Here is a 19,716-nt window from a genome sequence, read left to right on the forward strand (position 1 = left end):
ACCAGGCGCAGCGGGGGAGGACGCAGGGCCCGTCTCCGCACACCAGGCGCAGCGGCGACGGGGCCGATGCCGGCCCCACAACCAGGCGCAGTGAGTGCCGGCAGACCGGGCCTATCCAGCGGAGGCATCCGTCGGGTGGGCCCGGTCACCCTTGTCTAGCGCGGTTCCTCTTCGTGCATCGGTGTGCCGTACAGGTAGTGGGACAGCGCGGAGTCGCGCTTGGGGTGCGCGTGGTACTTGATCGGCACCACGCGTGCCTCGGCGCTGTCCCACGCGTTGTCGGCCATCCGCCAGATCCGGTGCGCGAGCCGGCCGGCCATCCCGGTGTGGGGCGAGGCCGGGTGCGCGCGGGTCGGCGCGACCTCCTCCGCCTCCAGCAGGTCTTCGGTCAGCGTGTTGACATCCAAGCTCTCGAGCTGCTCGCAGATCTGGCGGCTGTACGTCGCCTCCATCTGCTCGTGCTCTCCGAGTAGCCGGTCGATGTGCTGCCACAGGTCGCCGGGCTGGAGATCCAGGAAGCGGCTGTCGCCGTACTGCCGTCCTTTGAGGAAGCGCAGCGAGCGCTCAAGTTCCTTGACGTTGCCGACGTACATGGTGACCATGTGCGCGCCGTCGGGGAGACGCTGGACGTGCGGGAGGAGCACGTCTTCGGCAGCGGCCAGGTGCTGCGCGGCAATTGCGTAGAACCAGTCCGTCTGGTGCCTGTTCTCAGGGTGGGCCGCATCCGGGTGATGCGCCGGCTCGGCCAGCTCCCGGATCTTCGCGTGTTCGTAACGCAGGGCCATTTCGAGCGTCGAAGCGGTCATCTCAACCACCTCCAGAAGGTCTACATCCAGCGTGTGCCCATCCTGGCCGGACCGCAACCACCCCACCCCGCTCCGTAACCTTCTGGCAAGAGAAGCGCCCGCCGCAAGGGGTACGGCGGGCGCTTCGGCCTGGTGGTTCGGGGGCGACGGTCAGCCGTCCGAGCTCTTCTTCCAGAGGTTGATGCCGGCTTCGACGGCGTCGGCGTCGATGGCCTCGAGCTCGTCGGGGGAGAACTTCAGGTTGCGGACGGTGGCGAGGCTGTCCTCGAGCTGGGCGACGCTTGAGGCGCCGATCAGCGCGCTGGTGACGCGGTCGTCGCGGAGCGTCCAGGCGAGGGCCAGCTGGGCGACGGACTGGCCGCGCTCCTCGGCGATCTCGGCCAGCGCGCGGACGTGCTTGAGGGTGTCCTCGGTCAGCGAATCCGGGTTGAGGGACTTGCCCTGCGCCGCGCGGGAGTCGGAGGGGATGCCGTCCAGGTAGCGGTTCGTGAGCACGCCCTGCGCCAGCGGCGAGAACGCGATCACGCCGACACCGAGCTCACCGACGGCGTCGAGGAGGTCCTCCTCGATCCAGCGGTTCAGCATCGAGTACGACGGCTGGTGGATCAGCAGCGGCGTACCCAGCTCGCCCAGGATCCGGGCAGCCTCGCGGGTGCGGTCCGCGGAGTACGACGAGATGCCGGCGTACAGCGCCTTGCCCGAGCGGACGGCCGCGTCGAGCGCGCCCATCGTCTCCTCGAGCGGGGTGTCCGGGTCGAACCGGTGCGAGTAGAAGATGTCGACGTAGTCGAGGCCCATCCGGCTCAGCGACTGGTCGAGCGAGGCGAGCAGGTACTTCCGCGAGCCGCCGCCCTGACCGTACGGCCCCGGCCACATGTCGTAACCGGCCTTGGTCGAGATGATCAGCTCGTCGCGGTACTTGGCGAAGTCGCGCGCGAAGTGCGTCCCGAAGTTGGTCTCGGCGGAGCCGTACGGCGGGCCGTAGTTGTTCGCCAGGTCGAAGTGCGTGACGCCGAGGTCGAACGCCCGCCGCAGGATGTCGCGCTGTGTCACGAACGGCTTGTCGTCGCCGAAGTTGTGCCACAACCCCAACGAGATCGCCGGCAACTGCAGCCCACTCCGCCCGGTCCGCCGGTAACTCATCTGGTCGTCATACCGGCCTTCGGCCGCCACATAATCAGTCACGGAACCCCAGTCTGCCCCATCCCCAACCAATCGCAAACCCCTTGTTTTCAAGCAGAAACCCCACAACTAACACCAAGAACCCCACCTTCTTGATCAGTACTCCGTTGAGGTCAGGCGAGGCCGGGCCAGGGTGGGGGTGGGGTGGTGGTGAAGAAGTGGAGGAGGTTGAGGAGGCGGCTGGTGGTGGGGGCGGTCCAGTGGCGTTGGTTGGGCCAGGGTGGGGCTGGGAGTTTGGCCAGGGCCCAGGAGAGGTGGAACCAGAGGATGGCGGCGGCCAGGTCTTCCTCGGTGTCGGGGGATTGGGCGGCGTACGTGGGGAGGATCTTGGCTACCTGGGTCAGCGGGAGTTTGGCGAACTCCATGGCGCGTGGGGCCCAGGCGGCGTCGCCCCAGTCGATGAGGGCTCGGAGCTCGTTGCCGGGGCCGGCGAGAAGGTTGTGTGCGGCAACGTCTCCGTGGATGAGGACCTTGGGTCCGCTGTCGTCGAAGCGTTCGGCGAGCCGGGTGAACCAACCGGTCAGCCAGCTTGCTGTTGCTGGGTCCACATAACCGCGGGTCGCAAGGTCGTCGACCGTCCGCCACGGGTCGCCCCAGTCGTCCTCCGGCACGCCGGGGAGATCCAGAGCCCGCCGCGGTCGAGACTCGCCGCCATCACCGCGCCGGTCTCCTGGCCGAGCTTCGGTGCGGAGGTCCTGTGGTGTGGGCGCGTCGGCCGGCGTGCGTTCGAGTTGGTGGAGGCGGGCGAGCTCTTCGGCGAGGCCGGTGGGGGCTTCGGTTGGTTCGGCGCCGTGGATGCGCTCCATGACGACGTACGGAGCGGCGAGGAGGCGGTGGGTTTCGTCGTACTCGAGGATCTCGGGGGTCAGGACGCCGACGAGGCGGGCGGCGGGGACGACGTGGGTTTCTTTGCGGAGGTCGTCCTCGTAGCCGGGGCGGGAGGCTCGGAGGAACAGGTCGTCGCCGAGGATGAAGGCGCGGTTGGCCACACCGCCCGCTACCTCTTTCACGTGTTCGGCGTCGACGCCGTGGCGGCGGGCGACAGTGGTCACCTGGTGCAGGAAATCGTGATGCTCGGGCAATCCACTTCTCCGTCGCGCGCGGGAGTCGCCGGCCGGATCCCCGAGGCGGGGTGGGGCGGCATCCACCGAGTTTGATGTACTGCGGGCGTGCGTGTCGATGTAGATCCGGAGACCGTCGGGCGACGAGAGTTCTACGCGCTGCTGAACTCTGTGGTGGTGCCGCGACCGATCGCGTGGGTGTCGAGCCGCTCGGCCGACGGCGTGCTGAACCTCGCGCCGCACTCGTTCTTCACGGTCTCGTGCGTCAGGCCGCCGATGGTCCAGTTCACCTCGGTCGGGCGGAAGGACAGCCTGAACAACGTCGAGGCGACCGGCGAGTTCGTCGTGAACTTCGCCGCGGAACCGCTCTATGAGCAGGTGAACGCCTCCGGGACCAACTTCCCGCCGGAGGTCTCGGAGTTCGAGGCGATCGGCGTGACCACCGAACCGTCGCGAACTGTCTCCGTCCCACGGGTCGCCGAGTCGCCGGTCGCGATCGAGTGCACCCTGCACACCACCCTCGAACTCGGCGACTGCACGCTCGTGATCGGTCAGGTCCGGCACCTCGCGATCGACGCCGCGATGATGGACGGCGATCACCCCGAGGTACGTCGACTCCGCCCGCTCGCGCGTCTCGGCAAGGACGAGTGGACCACCCTCGGCGAGGTCCGATCGATCACGCGCATCCGCCACTCCGACTGGCCTGGTCACTTCACACCTCCTGATACTTCGAGTTAGTTGCTCAGGGCACCTGTCATGACCGCGGCGGCAGCTCCGACGTGGCCAGCACCTTGGTGAGGGTTTCGAGCTCGGAGGACAACCGCAGCGGCGTGTAGTCCGGCGACACCGTCGTAGCCGGAAGCCAACGGAAGTCCGGCGTCACCATGAAGACCTCGGGTGACAGCGGACCAGGATCGTGAGCGTGACTGCGGGCCGCGACGTTGAGCAGCAGACCCAGAGCGGGGATGACGGACAGGTCCCGGATCACGTGCAGCATGAGCGTGTCTCGCGCCGGCACCGCCGCGAGCACGCCGTGTGGTGCATGGTCGACGTGCAGGGACTCGCGGAGAACGGTGTCGAGGACGAGCGCCCGTGAGGCCGCGAACGGCGTCCCGGTGATGAAGTCGACCTGTAGATCCTCGTGTTCGACATGCTCGACGTGGTCGGTCAGGCCGCGGAGATTGGCCAGGCCGAAGCGCTCGGCATCCGCCCAGGTGATGCCCATGTCCGCAGGCTCGAGGAACATCGTCACGATCCCGTCGTCGGTCGTGGACGGCACGGACAGCAGACCGGGCAGGAAGTCGGGCCGGTCCGCGGTCCAGCTGGCAGGCAGCGCGTCGCGAGGGACGAGACGCTGGATCAGCTCGCGCTCCGGATCTGTCGGTGGTGTCGGGGGACCTTGCCGGAGCTGCTCCAGCAGTTGGTCGAAGTGCTCCTCGACGAGCACCGGCCAGTGGGCCTCGTCGAACTGGGCGACGATGCGGGCGAGGTTACTCAGACCGAGCACGGGGTTGTCGGCGGAGCGATCGGCCGGGACCAGAGCCGCGCCGCCCTGGTAGGCGAGATCGAGCCCGAGCTCGGCCGCGGCGGACAGTGCGAGGTGAACGAGTCGGGCGGCCTGGCGGCGGGACAGTGGCGTCAGGATGAGGTCGGGACGGTCGGAGTTGTTGCCTTGGGCATATTCGGTGGCTGCGTCGATGGTCATTGTGGTCCTCCTTCTCGGCAGAGAAAGTACGAGGATCGGCGCCCTCCGGAGACCGCGATTTCCGAATCTGTGGACAACTCCCGGGATACTCTGCGCAGACCCATCAGGGACCCCGAAGGAGCCTGTATGTCCAGCAGCCCGTCGTCGCGGCCGACCTCCGAGACCCGGCTGTCGCTATCGCACATCACCGCCCAGAACGAGACCAATCTGCTCGGGACCGTGCACGGCGGCGTGATCATGACGCTGGTCGACTCGGTCGCGGGCGTCGTCGCTGCGCGCCACTCGGGCGGGCCTGCGGTCACGGCGTCGATGGACGAGATGGTGTTCCTCGTCCCGGTGCGGGTCGGTGATGTCGTGCATTTCAGCGCGCAGGTGAACTGGACCGGGCGCAGTTCGATGGAGGTCGGCGTACGGATCACGGCCGATCGGTGGGACGCGGTGGGTCCGCAGATGCACGTAGCGTCGGCGTACCTGGTGTTTGTCGCGGTGGACGAGGAGGGCAAGCCGCGTGAGGTGCCGCAGGTCGTTCCGGTGACGGACGAGGACCGGCGGCGGTTGCGCGAGGCCGAGATCCGCCGGAGTCACCGGCTGGCCCGCCGCGCGGCCATCATCGCCTCCCGTGAGCAGTCGGGCGAAGAAGCGGACGAGGAGCGATGAAGCTCCTCAGCGGGGCCCGGCGGAACCCGTCGGCCGTGCTGCTCGTCGTGCAGTTGCTCGGCGTGCTGGTCTACCCGGCGATGGAGGGATCACGGCCCGGTCGCGTCGCGTTCGAGATTCTCGGCATCGTCGTACTCGTGCTCGCGGTCTTCTCCGTCCGCGCGACTCCAGGACTCACCTGGGTCAGCATCTGCCTGGGCATCCCGGCCGTCGGACTGTCGTTGCTCGACGCGTTCGATCCGACCGATCCGGTGGTCGCGATCTCCGCAGTACTGCACGCCGCCTTCTACTTCTACGCTGCGTACAGCTTGCTCCGCTACATGCTGTCCGACCATGACGTCAGCGTCGACGAGCTCTTCGCGACCGGCGCGACTTTCACCTTGGTGGCTTGGGGTTTCGCCTACCTGTACGTGTTCGTGCAGGTCCTCGTCCCAGCCAGCTTCACCGCGGCCGTTGACCCAAGCAACGATCGCACGTGGATGGAGCTGCTCTTCCTGAGCTTCACCACGCTCTCCAGCACCGGCCTGAGCGATGTCGTCCCGATCACCTCATGGGGACGATCGGTGGTCATGATCGAGCAGCTGGCCGGTCTCGGGTACGTCGCGATGGTCGTGTCCCGCCTCGTCGGCCTCACTGTCACCAAACGCAGCAACACCTAGACCCGCGGCCACCCGGCCAGCAGATCAGCTGCTGCTCGCGCGGCAACCGCAGGCGCCTCGGTCATCGCCGCGACCCGGTAGCTGACGAGCGCGCCCTCGTGGAGCAGCAGCAGACGATCCGCAAGCTCACCCGGATCTGCGAGACCAGCCGCGCGCGCCTGCGCTTCGAACTCGGACCGCATCCACCGCTTCTGACCAACGATCACAGGCATCGCCGGGTGGTCCGGCGCCGCCAGCTCCACGCTCGCATTGATGAATCCGCAACCGTTGCGCGACCCGGCCAGCCAGTCCGTCAGCGCCGCGAACAACGCCAGGATCACGTCCTCCGGCGTCGCCGGCTGCCGCGCGGTCAGCTGCTCGTCGAGGAACAGATGCCAGGCGCGGTCCCGCTCCTCGAGGTACGCCGCGATCAGCCGATCCTTCGACCCGAACCGGTCGTACAGCGTCTTCTTGGTGACGTCCGCCGCCGCAGCGATGGCATCGACACCGACCGTCCGGATGCCCTGCTCGTAGAAGAGCGTCGACGCGGCCGCGAGAATGCGCTCGCCGGCCGGTGTCAGCCGGGGCGCCGCACGCACCTGCCGATCCACGATCAGTCTCACCTGCTGGTCAAGCATACTGACAGTATACCGACCGGTGTGGTTACCGTCGCTGTCATGACCACGCAGAAGGCGCTCACGCTGGCGGCCGGAGCCGGGTTCGTCGTGTTCTGGAGCTGCGGCTTCATCGGCGCCCGCTGGGGTACGCAGTACACGAACGCGTTCGACCTGCTCGCCTGGCGATTTCTCGTCGCGGGCGCGATCGCCGCTGTCCTCCTTGCGATCAGGCGGCCGCGGATCTCCCGCCGGGATCTTGCGACGCAGATCTCGATGGCATTCCTGACCCAGTTCGTCTACCTCGGCCTGATCTTCACCGGTATCGACCAGGGGATCACGGCCGGCGTGACCGCACTCATCGGCTCGCTGCAGCCGCTGCTGATCGCGACCGTGGCCGGGCCGCTGCTGGACGAACGCGTCAGCCAACGCCAATGGCTCGGCCTGATTCTCGGACTGGCGGGTGTGGGCCTGGTTGTGGCCGACGACCTCGGAGCCGGCCACGGGTCGCCGCTGCTGTTCCTCCTCCCGATCGGTGGCCTCCTCGGACTCGTGGCGGGCACGTGCCTGGAGCGCTCTCGCAAACCGAGCACGAGATCGCTCGATGCACTGGCCGTGCAGAGTCTCGTGTCAGCTGTTCTCTTCACTGCGTTGGCCACCTCGACCCACAGGATGACTGTGCCGGAGCAGCCCGGCTTCTACGGCGCAGTGCTCTGGCTAGTACTGCTGGCGACCGGTGGCGGCTGGGGTTTGTACCTGGTCAACCTCAAACTCTCCGGCGCAACCCGCATCAGCTCACTGCTCTATCTGGTCCCGCCGACGACGATGGTGTTCTCGTTCCTGCTCTTCCACGAGACGATCGGCGCGCTCGCTGTCGCGGGCATGCTGGTGTGTGCGGTCGCCGTACTGCTGATCCGGATCGGTGAACAAGTACGCTGCGGGGATGGCGGAGACCCGGTGGCTGGACCAACGAGAAGCACAGGCCTGGCGCGCGTACATCGCGGCGCAACGAGTAGTGAGTAGCCGCATCGAGCAACAGCTGCAACGCGATGCCGGAATTCCCCACACGTACTACGAGATCCTGGTCCGGCTGTCCGAGGCGCCGGGCAACCGGCTGCGGATGAGTGAGCTCGCGGTCGCGACGCAGGGCTCGCGCAGCCGGCTCTCGCACGCGGTCAATCGGCTCGAGCAGAACGGCTGGGTCAAGCGCGAGGGCATCGAGTCCGACCGCCGCGGCCAGGTCGCGATCCTCACCGAGCTCGGCCGGCAGAAGCTCATCGACACGGCTCCCGGCCACGTCGAGGAGGTGCGCAAGTCGATCTTCGACGCGCTGACGGCGGAGCAGGTCGAGCACCTGTACGACGTGTGCGCAACCCTGGCCCGGCACTCCGGAGACACCGTTGACCGCGCCGCCTGGGAGCGAAACTGAGATGAGGCGACCGGTCGCGCTGATCGCGCTGACTGCTCTCGTGGTCGCCGGCTGCGGCGACAGCAACTCACCAACCGCAGGTCCAAGCACAGTGCCGTCCTCCTCGGTGCCGATCGAGCCGACCGAGCAGCCAAGCGAGGAGCCCAGCAGTCCAGCAACCGAGACCCCACCCCCGACGGCGACCGACACACCGACCGACGCGGTGAACTGCATCGACCAGAAGCTGCAGAGCCTCACACTGCGCGAACAGGCCGCCCAGCTCATCATGACCGGCATCGACGCCAGCGGCATGACATCCGCCCAGAAGGCCGTCGTAGAGCAGAAGTCCGGCAGCGTCTTCCTGATGGGCACCAGCGGCAGCCTCGCCCACACTCGCTCGGCGATGAGCGCGGTCAACACTGCAGCCACAGTGAAGGGCGTCCGGCCGCTCATCGCCGCGGACCAAGAGGGCGGCCAGATCCAGCGTCTCAAGGGCTCCGGCTTCGATCGCATCCCCGCAGCAACGGTCCAAGGCACCTGGTCCAGCTCGAAGCTCACCACACAGGCGCAGGTCTGGGGCAGCCAGCTGAAGCAGGCCGGCGTCAACGTCGACCTCGCCCCGGTGGCCGACGTCGTGCCCAGCTCGCTGAAGTCGCAGAACGCTCCGATCGGCCAGCTCAACCGCGAGTACGGCGACACGCCGGCGGAAGCGAGCCGCGGCGTACAGGCGTTCGTGCAGGGGATGCGCAAGGCCGGCGTCGCGACCTCGGTCAAGCACTTCCCGGGGCTCGGGCGGGTCCGCGGCAACACCGACTTCTCCTCAGGTGTCGTCGACAACGTCACGGTTCGCGGTGACGCCGACCTGCAGCCGTTCGCCGACGGGATCAAGGCCGGTGCGTCGATGGTGATGATCTCGACGGTCACGTACACCAAGATCGACCCCAAGAACCGCGCGATCTTCTCGCCGACCGTCATCCAGGGCATGGTCCGCGGCGACCTGGGCTGGCAGGGCGTCGTGATCACCGACGACGTCGGCGCGGCCGCCGAGGTCGCATCGGTCCCGGCCGGTGCCCGCGCGACGCGGTTCGTGGCGGCCGGCGGCGACATCGTCATCAACGCCAAGGCCGGGCTGACCACGACGATGGTGGACGCACTCGTCGCCAGGGCGCAGGAGGACAAGACGTTCGCCGCGAAGCTGACGAGTAGCGTGCGGCGTGTGCTGACGCTGAAACAGGACCACGGCCTGGTGGGTTGCGGATGACCGAGGAGGAGCCCGACTACCGGTTCACGCTGGCAAACGAGCGCACCTACCTCGCCTACCTGCGTACGTCGCTCGCCTGCTACGCCGGTGGATTGTCCGCGGTGCAGTTCCTCGACCTCGGCCCGGATCGCTGGCCGGCCCGGATCATCGGTGTGATTCTGGTCTGCGCCGGGATCGTCACGACGGCCGGTGCGTTCCGCCGCTGGCAGCAGAACCTGACCGCGATCCGGCGCGGCGGCGCGCTGCCGGTCACCCGGCTGCCGTTGATGCTCGGGGCAACGATCGCGGTCGTCGGCCTGATCGGCCTGCTGTTCTCACTGTGGCGATGAGCACACCGGATCCCGGCCGGCAGCCGGAGCGGACCTTGCTCGCGTGGCGTCGTACGGCGCTCGGCCTGATTGCCAACGGCATCCTGCTGCTTGCCTCCGGCCACGGATCGTCGGACGTCCGCACCGGGCTCGGAATCGTCGTACTGGTGCTGTCTTTAGGCTGCTGGACCGCCGTCAGCGCCGTCTACCGCCGGACAGCCGGCGGCGCGATTCACTTCCTCGGCCACCAGCATGTACTCCGGGTTGCGGCCGGCCTGGTGCTGGTGGTCGGGCTCTTCGATCTGTACGCCGTGATAACACACTGAAACCGATCAGTTACCGACTGTGCAACGCTCAACTGCCCAGTTCATCACAACGCGATACGTTGCCGTGGGCGGATGCCGCATCAACTGGATGTTCCCCCTAGCATGTTCACGGTTTGTCCCTCGTTCACCCGGAGCTTGAAGTGCCGTTACGTCTGCGTCCGAACGACCCGACGTTCTACGACCTTTTCACCGAGTCCGCCAACCACCTCGTGGACGGATCCCGGATCATGGCCGAATTGCTCGGCAGTACGGCGGGCACCGGGCTGTCCGCGAGCCATCAGATCGCCGCCCAGATGAAGGACGCGGAGCACGCGGCCGACGAGACCACCCACTCGATCATCCGCCGGGTGAACTCGACGTTCGTCACCCCGTTCGACCGCGAGGACATCTACCGGCTGGCCTCCGACCTCGACGACGTGATGGATTTCATGGAGGAGGCGGTCGACACCGTCCACCTCTTCAACCTGGAGAAGCTGCCGGAGGAGATCGCCGAGCAGATCGAAGTACTCCAGCGGATGGCGCAGTTGACTGCCGAGACGATGCCCAGGCTGCGGACCATGAAGGACCTGGCCGAGTACTGGATCGAGATCAACCGCCTGGAGAACACCGGTGACGCGGTCCACCGCAGGTTGATCGCGAAACTCTTCAGCGGTGAGTACGAGGCGCTGACCGTGATGAAGCTCAAGACCGTGGTCGACCTGCTGGAGGCCGCGATCGACGCGTTCGAGCACGTTGCCAACACGGTCGAGCAGATCGCCGTCAAGGAGAGCTGAGCGTGGAGCTCGCGCTCGTCATTGTCCTCGTCATCATCGCGCTCGGTTTCGACTACACCAACGGCTTCCACGACGCCGCCAATGCGATCGCGACCTCGGTTTCGACGCGCGCACTCACGCCCCGGGTCGCGCTGGCGATGGCTGCGGTGTGCAATTTCGTCGGTGCGCTGGCCGGCACCGAGGTGGCCGAGACGGTCGGCAAAGGCATCATCGCCGCCCCGGCCGGGACACACGGCCTGGTGATCGTGATCGCAGCGCTGATCGGCGCCATCACCTGGAACCTGATCACCTGGTACTTCGGCCTGCCGAGCTCCTCCACGCACGCGCTGATCGGCGGCCTGATCGGCGCCGGGCTCGCCTCGTCGAGCGTCGTGATGTGGTCCGGCATCCTCGACAAGGTCGTCATCCCGATGGTGCTGTCGCCCGCTATCGGCTTCTTCGGCGCGTTCGCGCTGATGATCGCGATTCTGTGGGCGTTCCGGCGCCGCAACCCCGGCAGGACCACCCGCGGATTCCGGATGGCGCAGTCGTTGTCGGCCGCGGCGGTGGCGCTCGGGCACGGCCTGCAGGACGCGCAGAAGACGATGGGCGTGATCTTCCTGGCCCTGCTCACCACTGGCCATGTGGACCAGAACGACGGTATCCCGCTGTGGGTCAAGCTCTCCGCCGCTACGGCGATCTCGCTCGGCACGTACTCCGGTGGCTGGCGGATCATGCGCACGCTGGGCCGCCGGATCATCCACCTGGACCCGGCCAGGGGATTCGCCTCCGAGGCGGTCACCGCGACCGTGCTGTACGTGATGGCGATCGGCCTGCACGCGCCCGTGTCCACGACGCACACGATCACGTCGGCGGTGATGGGGTCCGGCGCGACCAAGCGGCTGTCGGCGGTCCGCTGGGGCGTCGCGCAGAACATCGTCACCGCGTGGGTGCTGACCATCCCGGCCGCCGGCGTCATCGCGGCGCTGTGTTATTGGCTCGTCCATCTGATCTTCGAGTAGCTTCGGGGCCAGTTGTTCATTTCGAATTCACCCACCAGGCCTACCGTCGATCCACGGTGCACATCGTGGGGGGTTTGATCGAGATGGACCTGTCGTTCCTCGTCGTCGTGGTGATCATCACCGCGTTGGTGTTCGACTTCACCAACGGCTTCCATGACACCGCCAACGCGATGGCGACGTCCATCGCGACCGGTGCACTCAGACCCAAGGTCGCGGTCGCTCTGTCCGCGGTGCTCAACCTGGTCGGCGCCTTCATCTCCACCGCGGTGGCCAAGACGATCTCGGGCGGCCTCGTCGACGACTCGAAGATCACCGTGCCGATCATCTTCGGCGGCTTGGTCGGCGCGATCCTGTGGAACGTGGTGACCTGGTACTTCGGCCTGCCGAGCTCCTCGTCGCACGCCCTGTTCGGCGGCCTGATCGGCGCCACCTGGGTCGCGGCCGGCCGCGACGCGGTGAACTTCCAGAACGTGGTGCAGAAGATCATCATCCCCGCGGTCGCCGCGCCGGTCGTGGCTGGCGGGGTCGCGCTGCTGGGCACCTTCCTGGCCTACAGGATCACCAGGCGGGCTCGGAAGACGTCGGTCCACGACGGGTTCAGGAGCGGTCAGATCGCGTCCGCGTCGATGGTCTCGCTCGCCCACGGCACCGGCGACGCGCAGAAGACGATGGGCATCATCACGCTGGTGCTGATCACCTCGGGCAGCCTCGCGAAGGGTTCGGGGCCGCCGGTCTGGGTGATCATCTCGGCCGGCCTGGCGATCGCCCTGGGCACCTACTTCGGCGGCTGGCGGATCATCCGGACGATGGGCAAGGGCCTGACCGAGGTCGAGTCGCCGCAGGGCTTCGCCGCCGAGACCAGTTCGGCCTCGGTTCTGCTCGCCTCGGCCCACTTGGGCTTCCCGCTGTCCACCACCCAGGTCTGCTCCGGCAGCATCCTCGGCTCCGGCTTGGGCCGGCGTCGCGCGCAGGTGCGCTGGTCGGTCGCCGGGCGGATCGCGATGGGCTGGCTGTTCACGCTGCCGGCCGCCGCGGTCGTCGGCGCACTGTCCGGTGAGGTCGCCAACTCGGGCAACGCCGGAGTCGTCATTGTCGCGGTCGTCGCGGTCGCCGCCGCTGGTGCCATCTACGCCGCCTCCCGGCGCAAGCCGGTGACGGCGGAGAACGTCAACGAGTACCCGAGCCGCGCGCCCGCCACGCCGGCCACGCCGGCCACGCCGGCCACGCCAGCCGACCCGGCCACGCCGGCCACGCCAGCCGACCCGGCCGCGGCCGCCTGAGAGGAGTACGGCGATGCACATCAACTGGAACGCACTGAGTCATGTCGCTCTGGTCAGCGTGCTCTTCGGGGCCGGGCTGCCGATCCTGTTCGCATTCGGTGTGACCGCGATATCACGGCGGGCGGCGGCGATCGAGGAGAAGAAGCCGCCGTCGGTCGTGGACAGTTCGGTGGCAGCGCTCTGCTTCGCCGCCTGTGTGGCGGCGGTGCTCTACGGGCTCTACCTGATGATTCCGCAGTTCCACTGACGCAGGTATGACGGTCGGTCCGCTCGAGGGCTGCCCGTCGTGCGTCTTCTCAGTGGTTGTAGCTCAGCGGTTCCAGCGCCGGACCGACTTGGCCACGTCCTTGGCCCGGATCGAGCCGAGGTTGTACTCCCACGCGGCCAGCAGCCGGTCGCCCAGCACCTCCGCGTCGAGGTACGTCCGCGGTCGTACTGCGACCGCCCACGTCGCCGCGGCGGCGTGGCCCTGCTGATGCAGCAGGTGGTCCACTGTCGCCTCGATGCGGCCCACCTGCTCGTCCCGCAGGCCGTCACAGGCCCACTCCTGCAGGATCCTGGGGTCGTCGGCCGTCATCCGGGCCAGATAGGTCAGCGGGCCGCGCCAGAAGCCCCTGCTACCGATGCTGTCCAGCGTCTCGAGCGGGAACCAGCCGTTCTGGTTGCGCCGGCCGTTCACGGCGGACTCGATCTCGCGGGCGCGATCCTGGTTCAACCCGCGGATCGCCCAGTCGACGAAGAACGCACCGGCGTCCGGGATGTGCTCGGCTACATGCGGCGCCGGAGTCATCGCGCCCGGGTCGAACAGATGCAGCTCTTCGGGTGAATCGAACAAAACCTTCCCCGCCCGCTCGTGTCCGCGGGCCACCGACGCCGGCCCGCCGCACAGGGACCCCCCAGGTTCCTGTTCTTTCAACGAAAGCCTTAGTACCCTCGTTCCGCCCCGAGGGTCAAGGTCCTGTCCGCCGTCTTAACGACGTTTGGCGGCTCGGCGGGCGAGCTCCTCCTGGTCCAGTCGCTCGGCCTCGGCCGGGGTCGGCGCGCTGCCGCCGTACGCCGCGGGCAGCCACCAGGCGCCGGCGGGCTGCTCGGGGTACGCGCGGATGGTCTCGTCGAGCATTCCGGCCATCGTGGATCGCAGCTGTGCGGTCGCCTCGCCCGCGTCGTCGTCCGGTGTCACCGTGATCGGTGCGCCGATGGTGATCGAGATCGGACGGTGCCGGGAGAAGTCCCGTGGCTGGTCCTTGGTGAACATCCGCTGCGTGCCCCACAGGATCATCGGGATGATCGGTACGCCGGCTTCGGCAGCCATCCGGACCGTGCCGGACTTGAACTCCTTCAGCTCGAAGGAGCGGCTGATCGTGGCCTCCGGGAACACGCCGACCACCTCGCCCGCGGCCAGGTACTCCAGCGCCTGCTGGTACGACGCCGCGCCCGCCTCCCGGTCGACCGGGATGTGGTGCATCCCGCGCATCAGCGGACCGGAGTACCGGTTGCGGAACAGCACCTCCTTGGCCATGAAGCGGACCAGTCGCTTGCTCGGCAGCGCGCCGTACCCGCCGAGGATGAAGTCGACGTAGCTGATGTGGTTGAGGGCGATCAGCGCGCCGCCGGTCCGCGGCACGTTCTCCGCACCGGTGATGTGGAGCTTCAGATCCAGGACCTTGAACGAGGTCCGCGCGAAGGCGATGACGGGCGGGTACACGAGGTCTCGCATCCCTAGACGCTACAGGCTTCGTTCAGGGCATGGCTGATGGTTCCCCGCCTACTGCGCGGCACTCGGCACGGCACCTCCTCGCTACGGCGCGGAACCATCAGCCATGCCCTAGGGTGGTCGTGACAACTTGAGATCGCGGGAGCTCGCACCGTAGTGGGCTGAGAGGGCGGCTGGACCAGGAATCGAACCTGGCCGGCGCCGCCGACCGCCGAACCTGTCCGGGTAATTCCGGCGTAGGGAGCACCAGCATGGTGAATGTCAGCACGATCCGTCCGGCCGTCACCACGGGCCCGATCTCGGGCTCGGAGAAGATCTATCGCGGGGAGCTCGGCGTACCGGCTCGCCGCGTACATCTGACCGACGGCGAACACTTCGACCTGTACGACACGTCCGGTCCGTACACCGACGCGTCGGCGCGGATCGACGTACAGGCAGGGCTGCCGGCGTTGCGGCGGGAGTGGATCGCCGGGCGCTCGGACCTGACCCAGCTCGGACACGCGCGAGCCGGGACGATCACCGAGGAGATGAGGTACGTCGCCATCCGGGAGGGCGTCGATCCGGAGTTCGTCCGTGCCGAGGTGGCGCGTGGGCGGGCGGTGATACCGGGGAACCGGCGGCATCCGGAGAGCGAGCCGATGATCATCGGCAAGAAGTTCCTGGTGAAGGTGAACGCGAACATCGGCAACTCCGCGGTCACCAGCTCGGTCGAGGAAGAGGTCGAGAAGCTCGTCTGGGCGACCCGGTGGGGCGCGGACACGGTGATGGACCTGTCCACCGGGAAGAACATCCACGAGACGCGGGAGTGGATCCTGCGGAACTCGCCGGTGCCGATCGGGACGGTGCCGCTGTACCAGGCGCTGGAGAAGGTGAACGGCGATCCGGCCGCGCTGTCGTGGGAGGTGTACCGCGACACGGTGATCGAGCAGTGCGAGCAGGGTGTGGACTACATGACCGTGCACGCCGGCGTACTGCTGCGGTATGTGCCGCTGACCGCGCGGCGCATCACCGGGATCGTGTCGCGAGGCGGATCGATCATGGCGGCGTGGTGCCTCGCGCATCACCAGGAATCGTTCCTGTACACGCATTTCGCGGAGTTGTGCGCGATTCTGCGGGAGTACGACGTGACGTTCTCGCTGGGGGACGGGCTGCGGCCGGGTTGCATCGCGGACGCGAACGACGCCGCGCAGTTCGCGGAACTGCGGACGCTGGGCGAGCTGACCCAGCTCGCCTGGGAGCACGACGTACAGGTGATGATCGAGGGCCCGGGACACGTGCCGATGCACAAGATTGCCGAGAACGTGCGGCTCGAGGAGGAGCTGTGCGGCGAGGCGCCGTTCTACACATTGGGGCCGTTGGCAACTGATGTGGCGCCGGCGTACGACCACATCACGTCGGCGATCGGCGCCGCCCAGATCGGCTGGCTGGGAACGGCGATGCTCTGCTACGTCACGCCCAAGGAACACCTCGGGCTGCCGGACCGTGACGACGTGAAGACCGGCGTGATCACATACAAGATCGCTGCCCACGCGGCGGATCTGGCCAAGGGGCATCCCGGTGCGCAGGCCTGGGACGACACGTTGTCCAAGGCAAGGTTCGAGTTCCGCTGGGAGGACCAGTTCAACCTGTCGCTGGACCCGGACACGGCCCGCTCGTTCCACGACGAGACCTTGCCGGCCGAGCCCGCGAAGACCGCCCACTTCTGCTCGATGTGCGGGCCGAAGTTCTGCTCGATGCGGATCACCGCCGACATCCGCGCGTACGCCGAGGAGCACGGCCTCACGTCGACGGAGGCGATCGAGGCCGGCTTCGCCGAGATGTCGGAGACGTTCAAGGCGTCCGACCAGAAGTTGTACCTGCCGCTGGCTGACTGAGAGCCCTGGTCCGGCCCGGTTCACCGTCCTCCCGGGCCGGACACGGGGAGTAATCGGGTGAAGCGATTCAGGTTTTGTCCTTCACTCTACGTGAATAAGACTGTAGCCTTAAGCCGTTCAGAAGGAGGTGCAGGGCGATGGTCTTCGTTCTCACGGTAGATCAGCGTGGCAGCCGAAGCACGAGCGATCTCGTACCCGAGCTGCTGAACTCCCTGAACCGCCGCCCGCGCCGGGCCGGCCTGCTGCGCAGGTTCGAGCGGACCGCCGGCGACGAGGTGCAGGGCGTGCTCTCCGAGGCCCGGCCCACCGTCGACGTGATCGTCGAGCTGCTGCGCGCGGACTCCTGGTACGTCGGCTTGGGTGTCGGCGAGGTGACCGAGCCGCTGCCCCGCAGTACCAGAGCAGGTAGCGGTGACGCGTTCGTCTTCGCTCGCGAGGCGGTGACACGGGCCAAGTCGAGCCCGCACCATGTGAACGTGGTCGGTGCGGACTCGCGGGTCGCGGAGCAGGTGGAGACGGTGTTGTGGCTGATGGCGTCGGTACTGCGGCGCCGGAGCGAGCGTGGATGGGCAGTGGCGGACCTGTTGGCTGAAGGACTCACCAGGCGGGAGATCGGCGTGAAACTCGGCATCAGCCAGTCAGCGGTGACCCAACGTGCGCAGGCGGCGGGATTCGCCGAGGAGCAGCGCGGACGGGTGCTGGCCGCGGACCTGCTCGGTGCTGGAGTCGCTGCGTGACGGCACTGGTTCTGTCGTTGACCGCTGCCGGATTGATCCTCGCTGTGCTCGCCTGGGTGCCCAGGTCCGGTTCCAACCTCGAGATCGCGATCAGCGGCGTCATGCTCGCCTGTCTGGCCGCTGTCGGCGTTCTGCTGCTCTCGGGCCACGGAGTGGCCGACTGGGCCGAGCGCTGGTGGAACGTGCTGCTCCTGCTCGCCGGAGGGTTAGCAGTGACGGGTGGCGGGCCACTGACAACCTCTGTGCTCGCCCTGGTCGACCGGAACAACACCAGGGCCCAGTCGACCCAGAAGGCCGGCGAGGTACTGCGTGGAGGCGCGCTGATCGGCTCCCTCGAGCGGACTGCGATCTACGCGTCACTGGTGGCGGGCTGGCCGGAAGGCATCGCTGTAGTACTGGCGATCAAAGGCCTCGCTCGGTACCCAGAGCTCCGCAGTCCGGACCAGCCTGCCTCGGTGACTCCGCAGGCCGTCGCCGAGCGGTTCATCATCGGCACTTTCACCAGCGTGCTGTGGGCGGTGACCTGTGCTGGTCTACTGCGTTCACACTGACGTCAGCCGCGGATGACGATGTCGCCGGCGACCTTGTCGTGCCAGGTCTGCTGTTTGTCGTCCCACAACGGCCAGAGCACGTTGAGGACGCAGAGCTGGTTGAAGATCTGGGCGCAGACCTCGCGACCGAGGTTCTTGCCCACGCCGATCAGCTGACCGGTGTGGGCGTCCACGACTCGCAGTCCAGTCACCTTCTTGCCGAACGACTGGCCGGTGCGGCCCTGCTGGACGATGCGGTTCCATACCCAGACACCGAAGGCCACCAGGAACCCGGCGATCATCGAGATCCCGCCGCCGGCCCCCAGCTCCTCCTGGTCGCCGTCGATGACCAGTGCGGCCAGCACTCCGGCGATCGACGGAATGGCCATGATCAGCGTGTCGACCAGTGAGGCACCGACCCGGATCGGCCAGTCCGCCGGCCGGCCCGGTGGCGCGTACCCGTACCCGCCGCCCGGAAAGCCTTGCCCGTAAGGGTTGTAGCCCTGCGCAGGACACTGACCAGGCGGCGGATACTGACCGTCGTACGGCCCTGAGGGAGGGGTGCTCACGTCAGGTCAGAGCTTGATGACGTAGGTGTTGTTGATCTTGTCGGCGAACGTCTGCCGCTTCTCGTCCCACAGCGGCCACAGGTAGCCGATGTAGCAGGCCGCGCCGTCGAGGATGTGGGTCAGCTGACGCAGGAACGTCTTGCCCACGCCGATCGGCTGGCCGGTGTCGGCGCCGACGAGCTTCAGGCCGAGGACCTGCTTGCCGACGGTCTGACCGCTGCCGCCCTGGCGGATCAGGATGTTCCAGATCGCCAGACCGATGCCGGCCAGGTAGAAGATCAGGCCGATGATCGCGAGTGCCGAGTTGTTGGTGTTACCGGCGATCGCGGAGCCGATACCGCTCGGCACACCGATGATCAGCGCGTCGACGAACCAGGCGCCGACCCGGTTCGGCCAGGCCGCCAGGTTGCCGGGGATCCCGCCCCCGAACCCCGGCTGACCGTACGGACCGAAGCCCGGCTGCTGGCCGTACTGCCCAGGCTGACCGTACTGACCCGGCTGCTGACCGTACTGCCCAGGCTGCTGGGGATAACCAGGCTGCTGCCCGTACTGACCGGGCTGCTGACCGTACCCCGGCTGCTGACCGTAACCCGGCTGGCCGCCGTAGCCGGGCTGCTGCCCGTACTGACCCGGCTGCCCGTACTGGCCGGGCTGGCCGTACTGGCCCGGCTGCTGTGGGTCTTGCGGGCCGTAACCCGGCGGTGGCGTCGGATTGCTCACGACGATCCCTTCTACTGAAGACAATGTGAGGAGTGAAATGCAGGCTACGGGTCCGACGGCTCAGACCCATGGACGGATCCCACCGGTTGAGAGTTACCTTTGTGCGGTGAGCGTCTCGCAGAGCGTCGTACTCCGGCCTGCCGGTCCGGTCCAGCCGCTGGACCGCCGGGTGTGGGGCCTGTCCGCGGTCGGTGTCGGCGGGTTCGCGCTGGCCGGGCTGTACCAGCTGTCCGGCGACCGGATCGGCGTACCGTGCATCCTGCACGCCACCACCGGTCTGAACTGCCCGCTCTGCGGATCGACCCGGATGGCGGCCGCCTTGCTCCGCGGCGATCTGGACGCCGCCTGGCACTTCAACCCCGTGATCCTGGTGCTCGGCCCGCTCGTCGGCGTTGCCGTCGGCTACCAAGTGCTTGCCTGGAGCCTCGAGTCGCTGCGGCTGGTCCGCCTGCCCCGGCTGTCGATGAGCCCGCGGGTCGCGGACTGGCTGATCAAGGGCGTCATCGCCCTGCTCGTCGTGTACGGCGTCGCTCGCAACCTGAACTGACCTGC

At 67.8% G+C, this 19,716-nt stretch carries 25 protein-coding genes; 16 read left to right on the top strand and 9 right to left on the bottom strand.

What is annotated here, in order from left to right:
* Window positions 1-155: 155 nt before the first annotated feature.
* The 3 genes from EV645_RS24355 to EV645_RS24365 all read right to left on the bottom strand — a co-directional run bounded on the left by EV645_RS24355 (window position 156) and on the right by EV645_RS24365 (window position 3,040).
* Window positions 156-806 (bottom strand): hypothetical protein, encoded by a 651-nt coding sequence (locus EV645_RS24355; RefSeq protein ID WP_130446252.1) that lies wholly within the window; start codon window positions 804-806, stop codon window positions 156-158.
* Window positions 807-956: 150 nt separating this feature from the next.
* A complete protein-coding gene (gene mgrA, locus EV645_RS24360) occupies window positions 957-1,991 on the bottom strand; it encodes an L-glyceraldehyde 3-phosphate reductase (RefSeq protein WP_130446253.1) in 1,035 nt (344 codons plus the stop codon).
* Between the two features lie 110 nt (window positions 1,992-2,101).
* Window positions 2,102-3,040, bottom strand: coding sequence for a phosphotransferase family protein (locus EV645_RS24365; RefSeq protein WP_198681811.1), 939 nt, complete (start codon window positions 3,038-3,040; stop codon window positions 2,102-2,104).
* Window positions 3,041-3,157: 117 nt separating this feature from the next.
* Here EV645_RS24365 and EV645_RS24370 point away from each other — a divergent pair, with 117 nt between their 5' ends.
* Complete coding sequence (locus EV645_RS24370) at window positions 3,158-3,787, top strand: flavin reductase family protein (protein WP_130446255.1); 630 nt, start codon at window positions 3,158-3,160, stop codon at window positions 3,785-3,787.
* A 16-nt stretch (window positions 3,788-3,803) separates the two neighbouring features.
* Here the strand turns inward: EV645_RS24370 and EV645_RS24375 are convergent, their stop codons facing one another.
* Entirely contained in the window at window positions 3,804-4,754 is a 951-nt protein-coding gene (locus EV645_RS24375) for a DUF1444 domain-containing protein (protein ID WP_130446256.1), read from the bottom strand.
* Window positions 4,755-4,880: 126 nt separating this feature from the next.
* Here EV645_RS24375 and EV645_RS24380 point away from each other — a divergent pair, with 126 nt between their 5' ends.
* Both EV645_RS24380 and EV645_RS24385 read left to right on the top strand, forming a co-directional pair.
* Window positions 4,881-5,411, top strand: coding sequence for an acyl-CoA thioesterase (locus EV645_RS24380; RefSeq protein ID WP_130446257.1), 531 nt, complete (start codon window positions 4,881-4,883; stop codon window positions 5,409-5,411).
* A complete protein-coding gene (locus EV645_RS24385) occupies window positions 5,408-6,070 on the top strand; it encodes a potassium channel family protein (protein WP_130446258.1) in 663 nt (220 codons plus the stop codon). The genes EV645_RS24380 and EV645_RS24385 overlap by 4 nt, the downstream gene beginning before the upstream one ends.
* On the opposite strand, the gene EV645_RS24390 is transcribed toward EV645_RS24385, so the two are convergent.
* Window positions 6,067-6,687 (bottom strand): TetR/AcrR family transcriptional regulator, encoded by a 621-nt coding sequence (locus EV645_RS24390; protein WP_130446259.1) that lies wholly within the window; start codon window positions 6,685-6,687, stop codon window positions 6,067-6,069. The genes EV645_RS24385 and EV645_RS24390 overlap by 4 nt on opposite strands.
* Before the next feature lie 39 nt (window positions 6,688-6,726).
* On the opposite strand from EV645_RS24390, the gene EV645_RS24395 reads away from it, so the two are divergent.
* The 9 genes from EV645_RS24395 (at window position 6,727) to EV645_RS24435 (ending at window position 13,267) form a co-directional block, all read left to right on the top strand.
* The gene (locus EV645_RS24395; RefSeq protein WP_130446260.1) at window positions 6,727-7,686 is read left to right on the top strand and encodes a DMT family transporter; all 960 of its coding nucleotides are present in this window, start codon (window positions 6,727-6,729) and stop codon (window positions 7,684-7,686) included.
* Complete coding sequence (locus tag EV645_RS24400; RefSeq protein ID WP_242000620.1) at window positions 7,679-8,092, top strand: MarR family winged helix-turn-helix transcriptional regulator; 414 nt, start codon at window positions 7,679-7,681, stop codon at window positions 8,090-8,092. The genes EV645_RS24395 and EV645_RS24400 overlap by 8 nt, the downstream gene beginning before the upstream one ends.
* A 1-nt stretch (window position 8,093) precedes the next feature.
* Complete coding sequence (locus EV645_RS24405; protein WP_242000621.1) at window positions 8,094-9,332, top strand: glycoside hydrolase family 3 N-terminal domain-containing protein; 1,239 nt, start codon at window positions 8,094-8,096, stop codon at window positions 9,330-9,332.
* Window positions 9,329-9,661, top strand: a complete 333-nt coding sequence (locus tag EV645_RS24410; protein ID WP_130446262.1) for a YidH family protein — start codon at window positions 9,329-9,331, stop codon at window positions 9,659-9,661. The genes EV645_RS24405 and EV645_RS24410 overlap by 4 nt, the downstream gene beginning before the upstream one ends.
* Window positions 9,658-9,966 carry a DUF202 domain-containing protein gene (locus tag EV645_RS24415; RefSeq protein WP_130446263.1) on the top strand — a complete coding sequence of 103 codons (309 nt, stop codon included), beginning with the start codon at window positions 9,658-9,660 and terminating at the stop codon, window positions 9,964-9,966. Before EV645_RS24410 ends, EV645_RS24415 begins: the two co-directional genes overlap by 4 nt.
* A gap of 140 nt (window positions 9,967-10,106) precedes the next feature.
* Window positions 10,107-10,739 carry a DUF47 domain-containing protein gene (locus tag EV645_RS24420; protein WP_130446264.1) on the top strand — a complete coding sequence of 211 codons (633 nt, stop codon included), beginning with the start codon at window positions 10,107-10,109 and terminating at the stop codon, window positions 10,737-10,739.
* 2 nt (window positions 10,740-10,741) lie between these two features.
* The gene (locus EV645_RS24425; protein ID WP_130446265.1) at window positions 10,742-11,740 is read left to right on the top strand and encodes an inorganic phosphate transporter; all 999 of its coding nucleotides are present in this window, start codon (window positions 10,742-10,744) and stop codon (window positions 11,738-11,740) included.
* A gap of 83 nt (window positions 11,741-11,823) precedes the next feature.
* Window positions 11,824-13,020 carry an inorganic phosphate transporter gene (locus EV645_RS24430; protein ID WP_130446557.1) on the top strand — a complete coding sequence of 399 codons (1,197 nt, stop codon included), beginning with the start codon at window positions 11,824-11,826 and terminating at the stop codon, window positions 13,018-13,020.
* Window positions 13,021-13,033: 13 nt separating this feature from the next.
* Complete coding sequence (locus tag EV645_RS24435) at window positions 13,034-13,267, top strand: hypothetical protein (protein WP_130446266.1); 234 nt, start codon at window positions 13,034-13,036, stop codon at window positions 13,265-13,267.
* A 63-nt stretch (window positions 13,268-13,330) separates the two neighbouring features.
* Here EV645_RS24435 and EV645_RS24440 read toward each other — a convergent pair whose 3' ends face one another.
* A complete protein-coding gene (locus EV645_RS24440; protein WP_198681813.1) occupies window positions 13,331-13,855 on the bottom strand; it encodes a hypothetical protein in 525 nt (174 codons plus the stop codon).
* Window positions 13,856-13,990: 135 nt separating this feature from the next.
* The gene (locus tag EV645_RS24445) at window positions 13,991-14,737 is read right to left on the bottom strand and encodes a lysophospholipid acyltransferase family protein (protein WP_130446267.1); all 747 of its coding nucleotides are present in this window, start codon (window positions 14,735-14,737) and stop codon (window positions 13,991-13,993) included.
* Between the two features lie 248 nt (window positions 14,738-14,985).
* Between EV645_RS24445 and thiC the strand changes: the two genes are divergently transcribed.
* From thiC to EV645_RS24460, 3 genes are all read left to right on the top strand, one after another.
* Window positions 14,986-16,608, top strand: coding sequence for a phosphomethylpyrimidine synthase ThiC (gene thiC / locus EV645_RS24450; protein WP_130446268.1), 1,623 nt, complete (start codon window positions 14,986-14,988; stop codon window positions 16,606-16,608).
* A gap of 137 nt (window positions 16,609-16,745) precedes the next feature.
* Window positions 16,746-17,345: a helix-turn-helix domain-containing protein gene (locus tag EV645_RS24455; protein ID WP_130446269.1), complete on the top strand. Its 600-nt coding sequence runs from the start codon at window positions 16,746-16,748 to the stop codon at window positions 17,343-17,345.
* Window positions 17,342-17,896 (top strand): hypothetical protein, encoded by a 555-nt coding sequence (locus tag EV645_RS24460; protein WP_130446270.1) that lies wholly within the window; start codon window positions 17,342-17,344, stop codon window positions 17,894-17,896. Before EV645_RS24455 ends, EV645_RS24460 begins: the two co-directional genes overlap by 4 nt.
* 2 nt (window positions 17,897-17,898) lie before the next feature.
* On the opposite strand, the gene EV645_RS24465 is transcribed toward EV645_RS24460, so the two are convergent.
* Both EV645_RS24465 and EV645_RS24470 read right to left on the bottom strand, forming a co-directional pair.
* The gene (locus tag EV645_RS24465; protein ID WP_130446271.1) at window positions 17,899-18,444 is read right to left on the bottom strand and encodes an RDD family protein; all 546 of its coding nucleotides are present in this window, start codon (window positions 18,442-18,444) and stop codon (window positions 17,899-17,901) included.
* 6 nt (window positions 18,445-18,450) lie between these two features.
* A complete protein-coding gene (locus tag EV645_RS24470) occupies window positions 18,451-19,164 on the bottom strand; it encodes an RDD family protein (protein ID WP_130446272.1) in 714 nt (237 codons plus the stop codon).
* 106 nt (window positions 19,165-19,270) lie between these two features.
* Between EV645_RS24470 and EV645_RS24475 the strand changes: the two genes are divergently transcribed.
* Complete coding sequence (locus EV645_RS24475) at window positions 19,271-19,711, top strand: DUF2752 domain-containing protein (RefSeq protein ID WP_242000622.1); 441 nt, start codon at window positions 19,271-19,273, stop codon at window positions 19,709-19,711.
* The last annotated feature ends 5 nt before the right edge of the window (window positions 19,712-19,716 follow it).

The organism is Kribbella rubisoli (assembly GCF_004217145.1).
GTDB lineage: Bacteria > Actinomycetota > Actinomycetes > Propionibacteriales > Kribbellaceae > Kribbella > Kribbella rubisoli.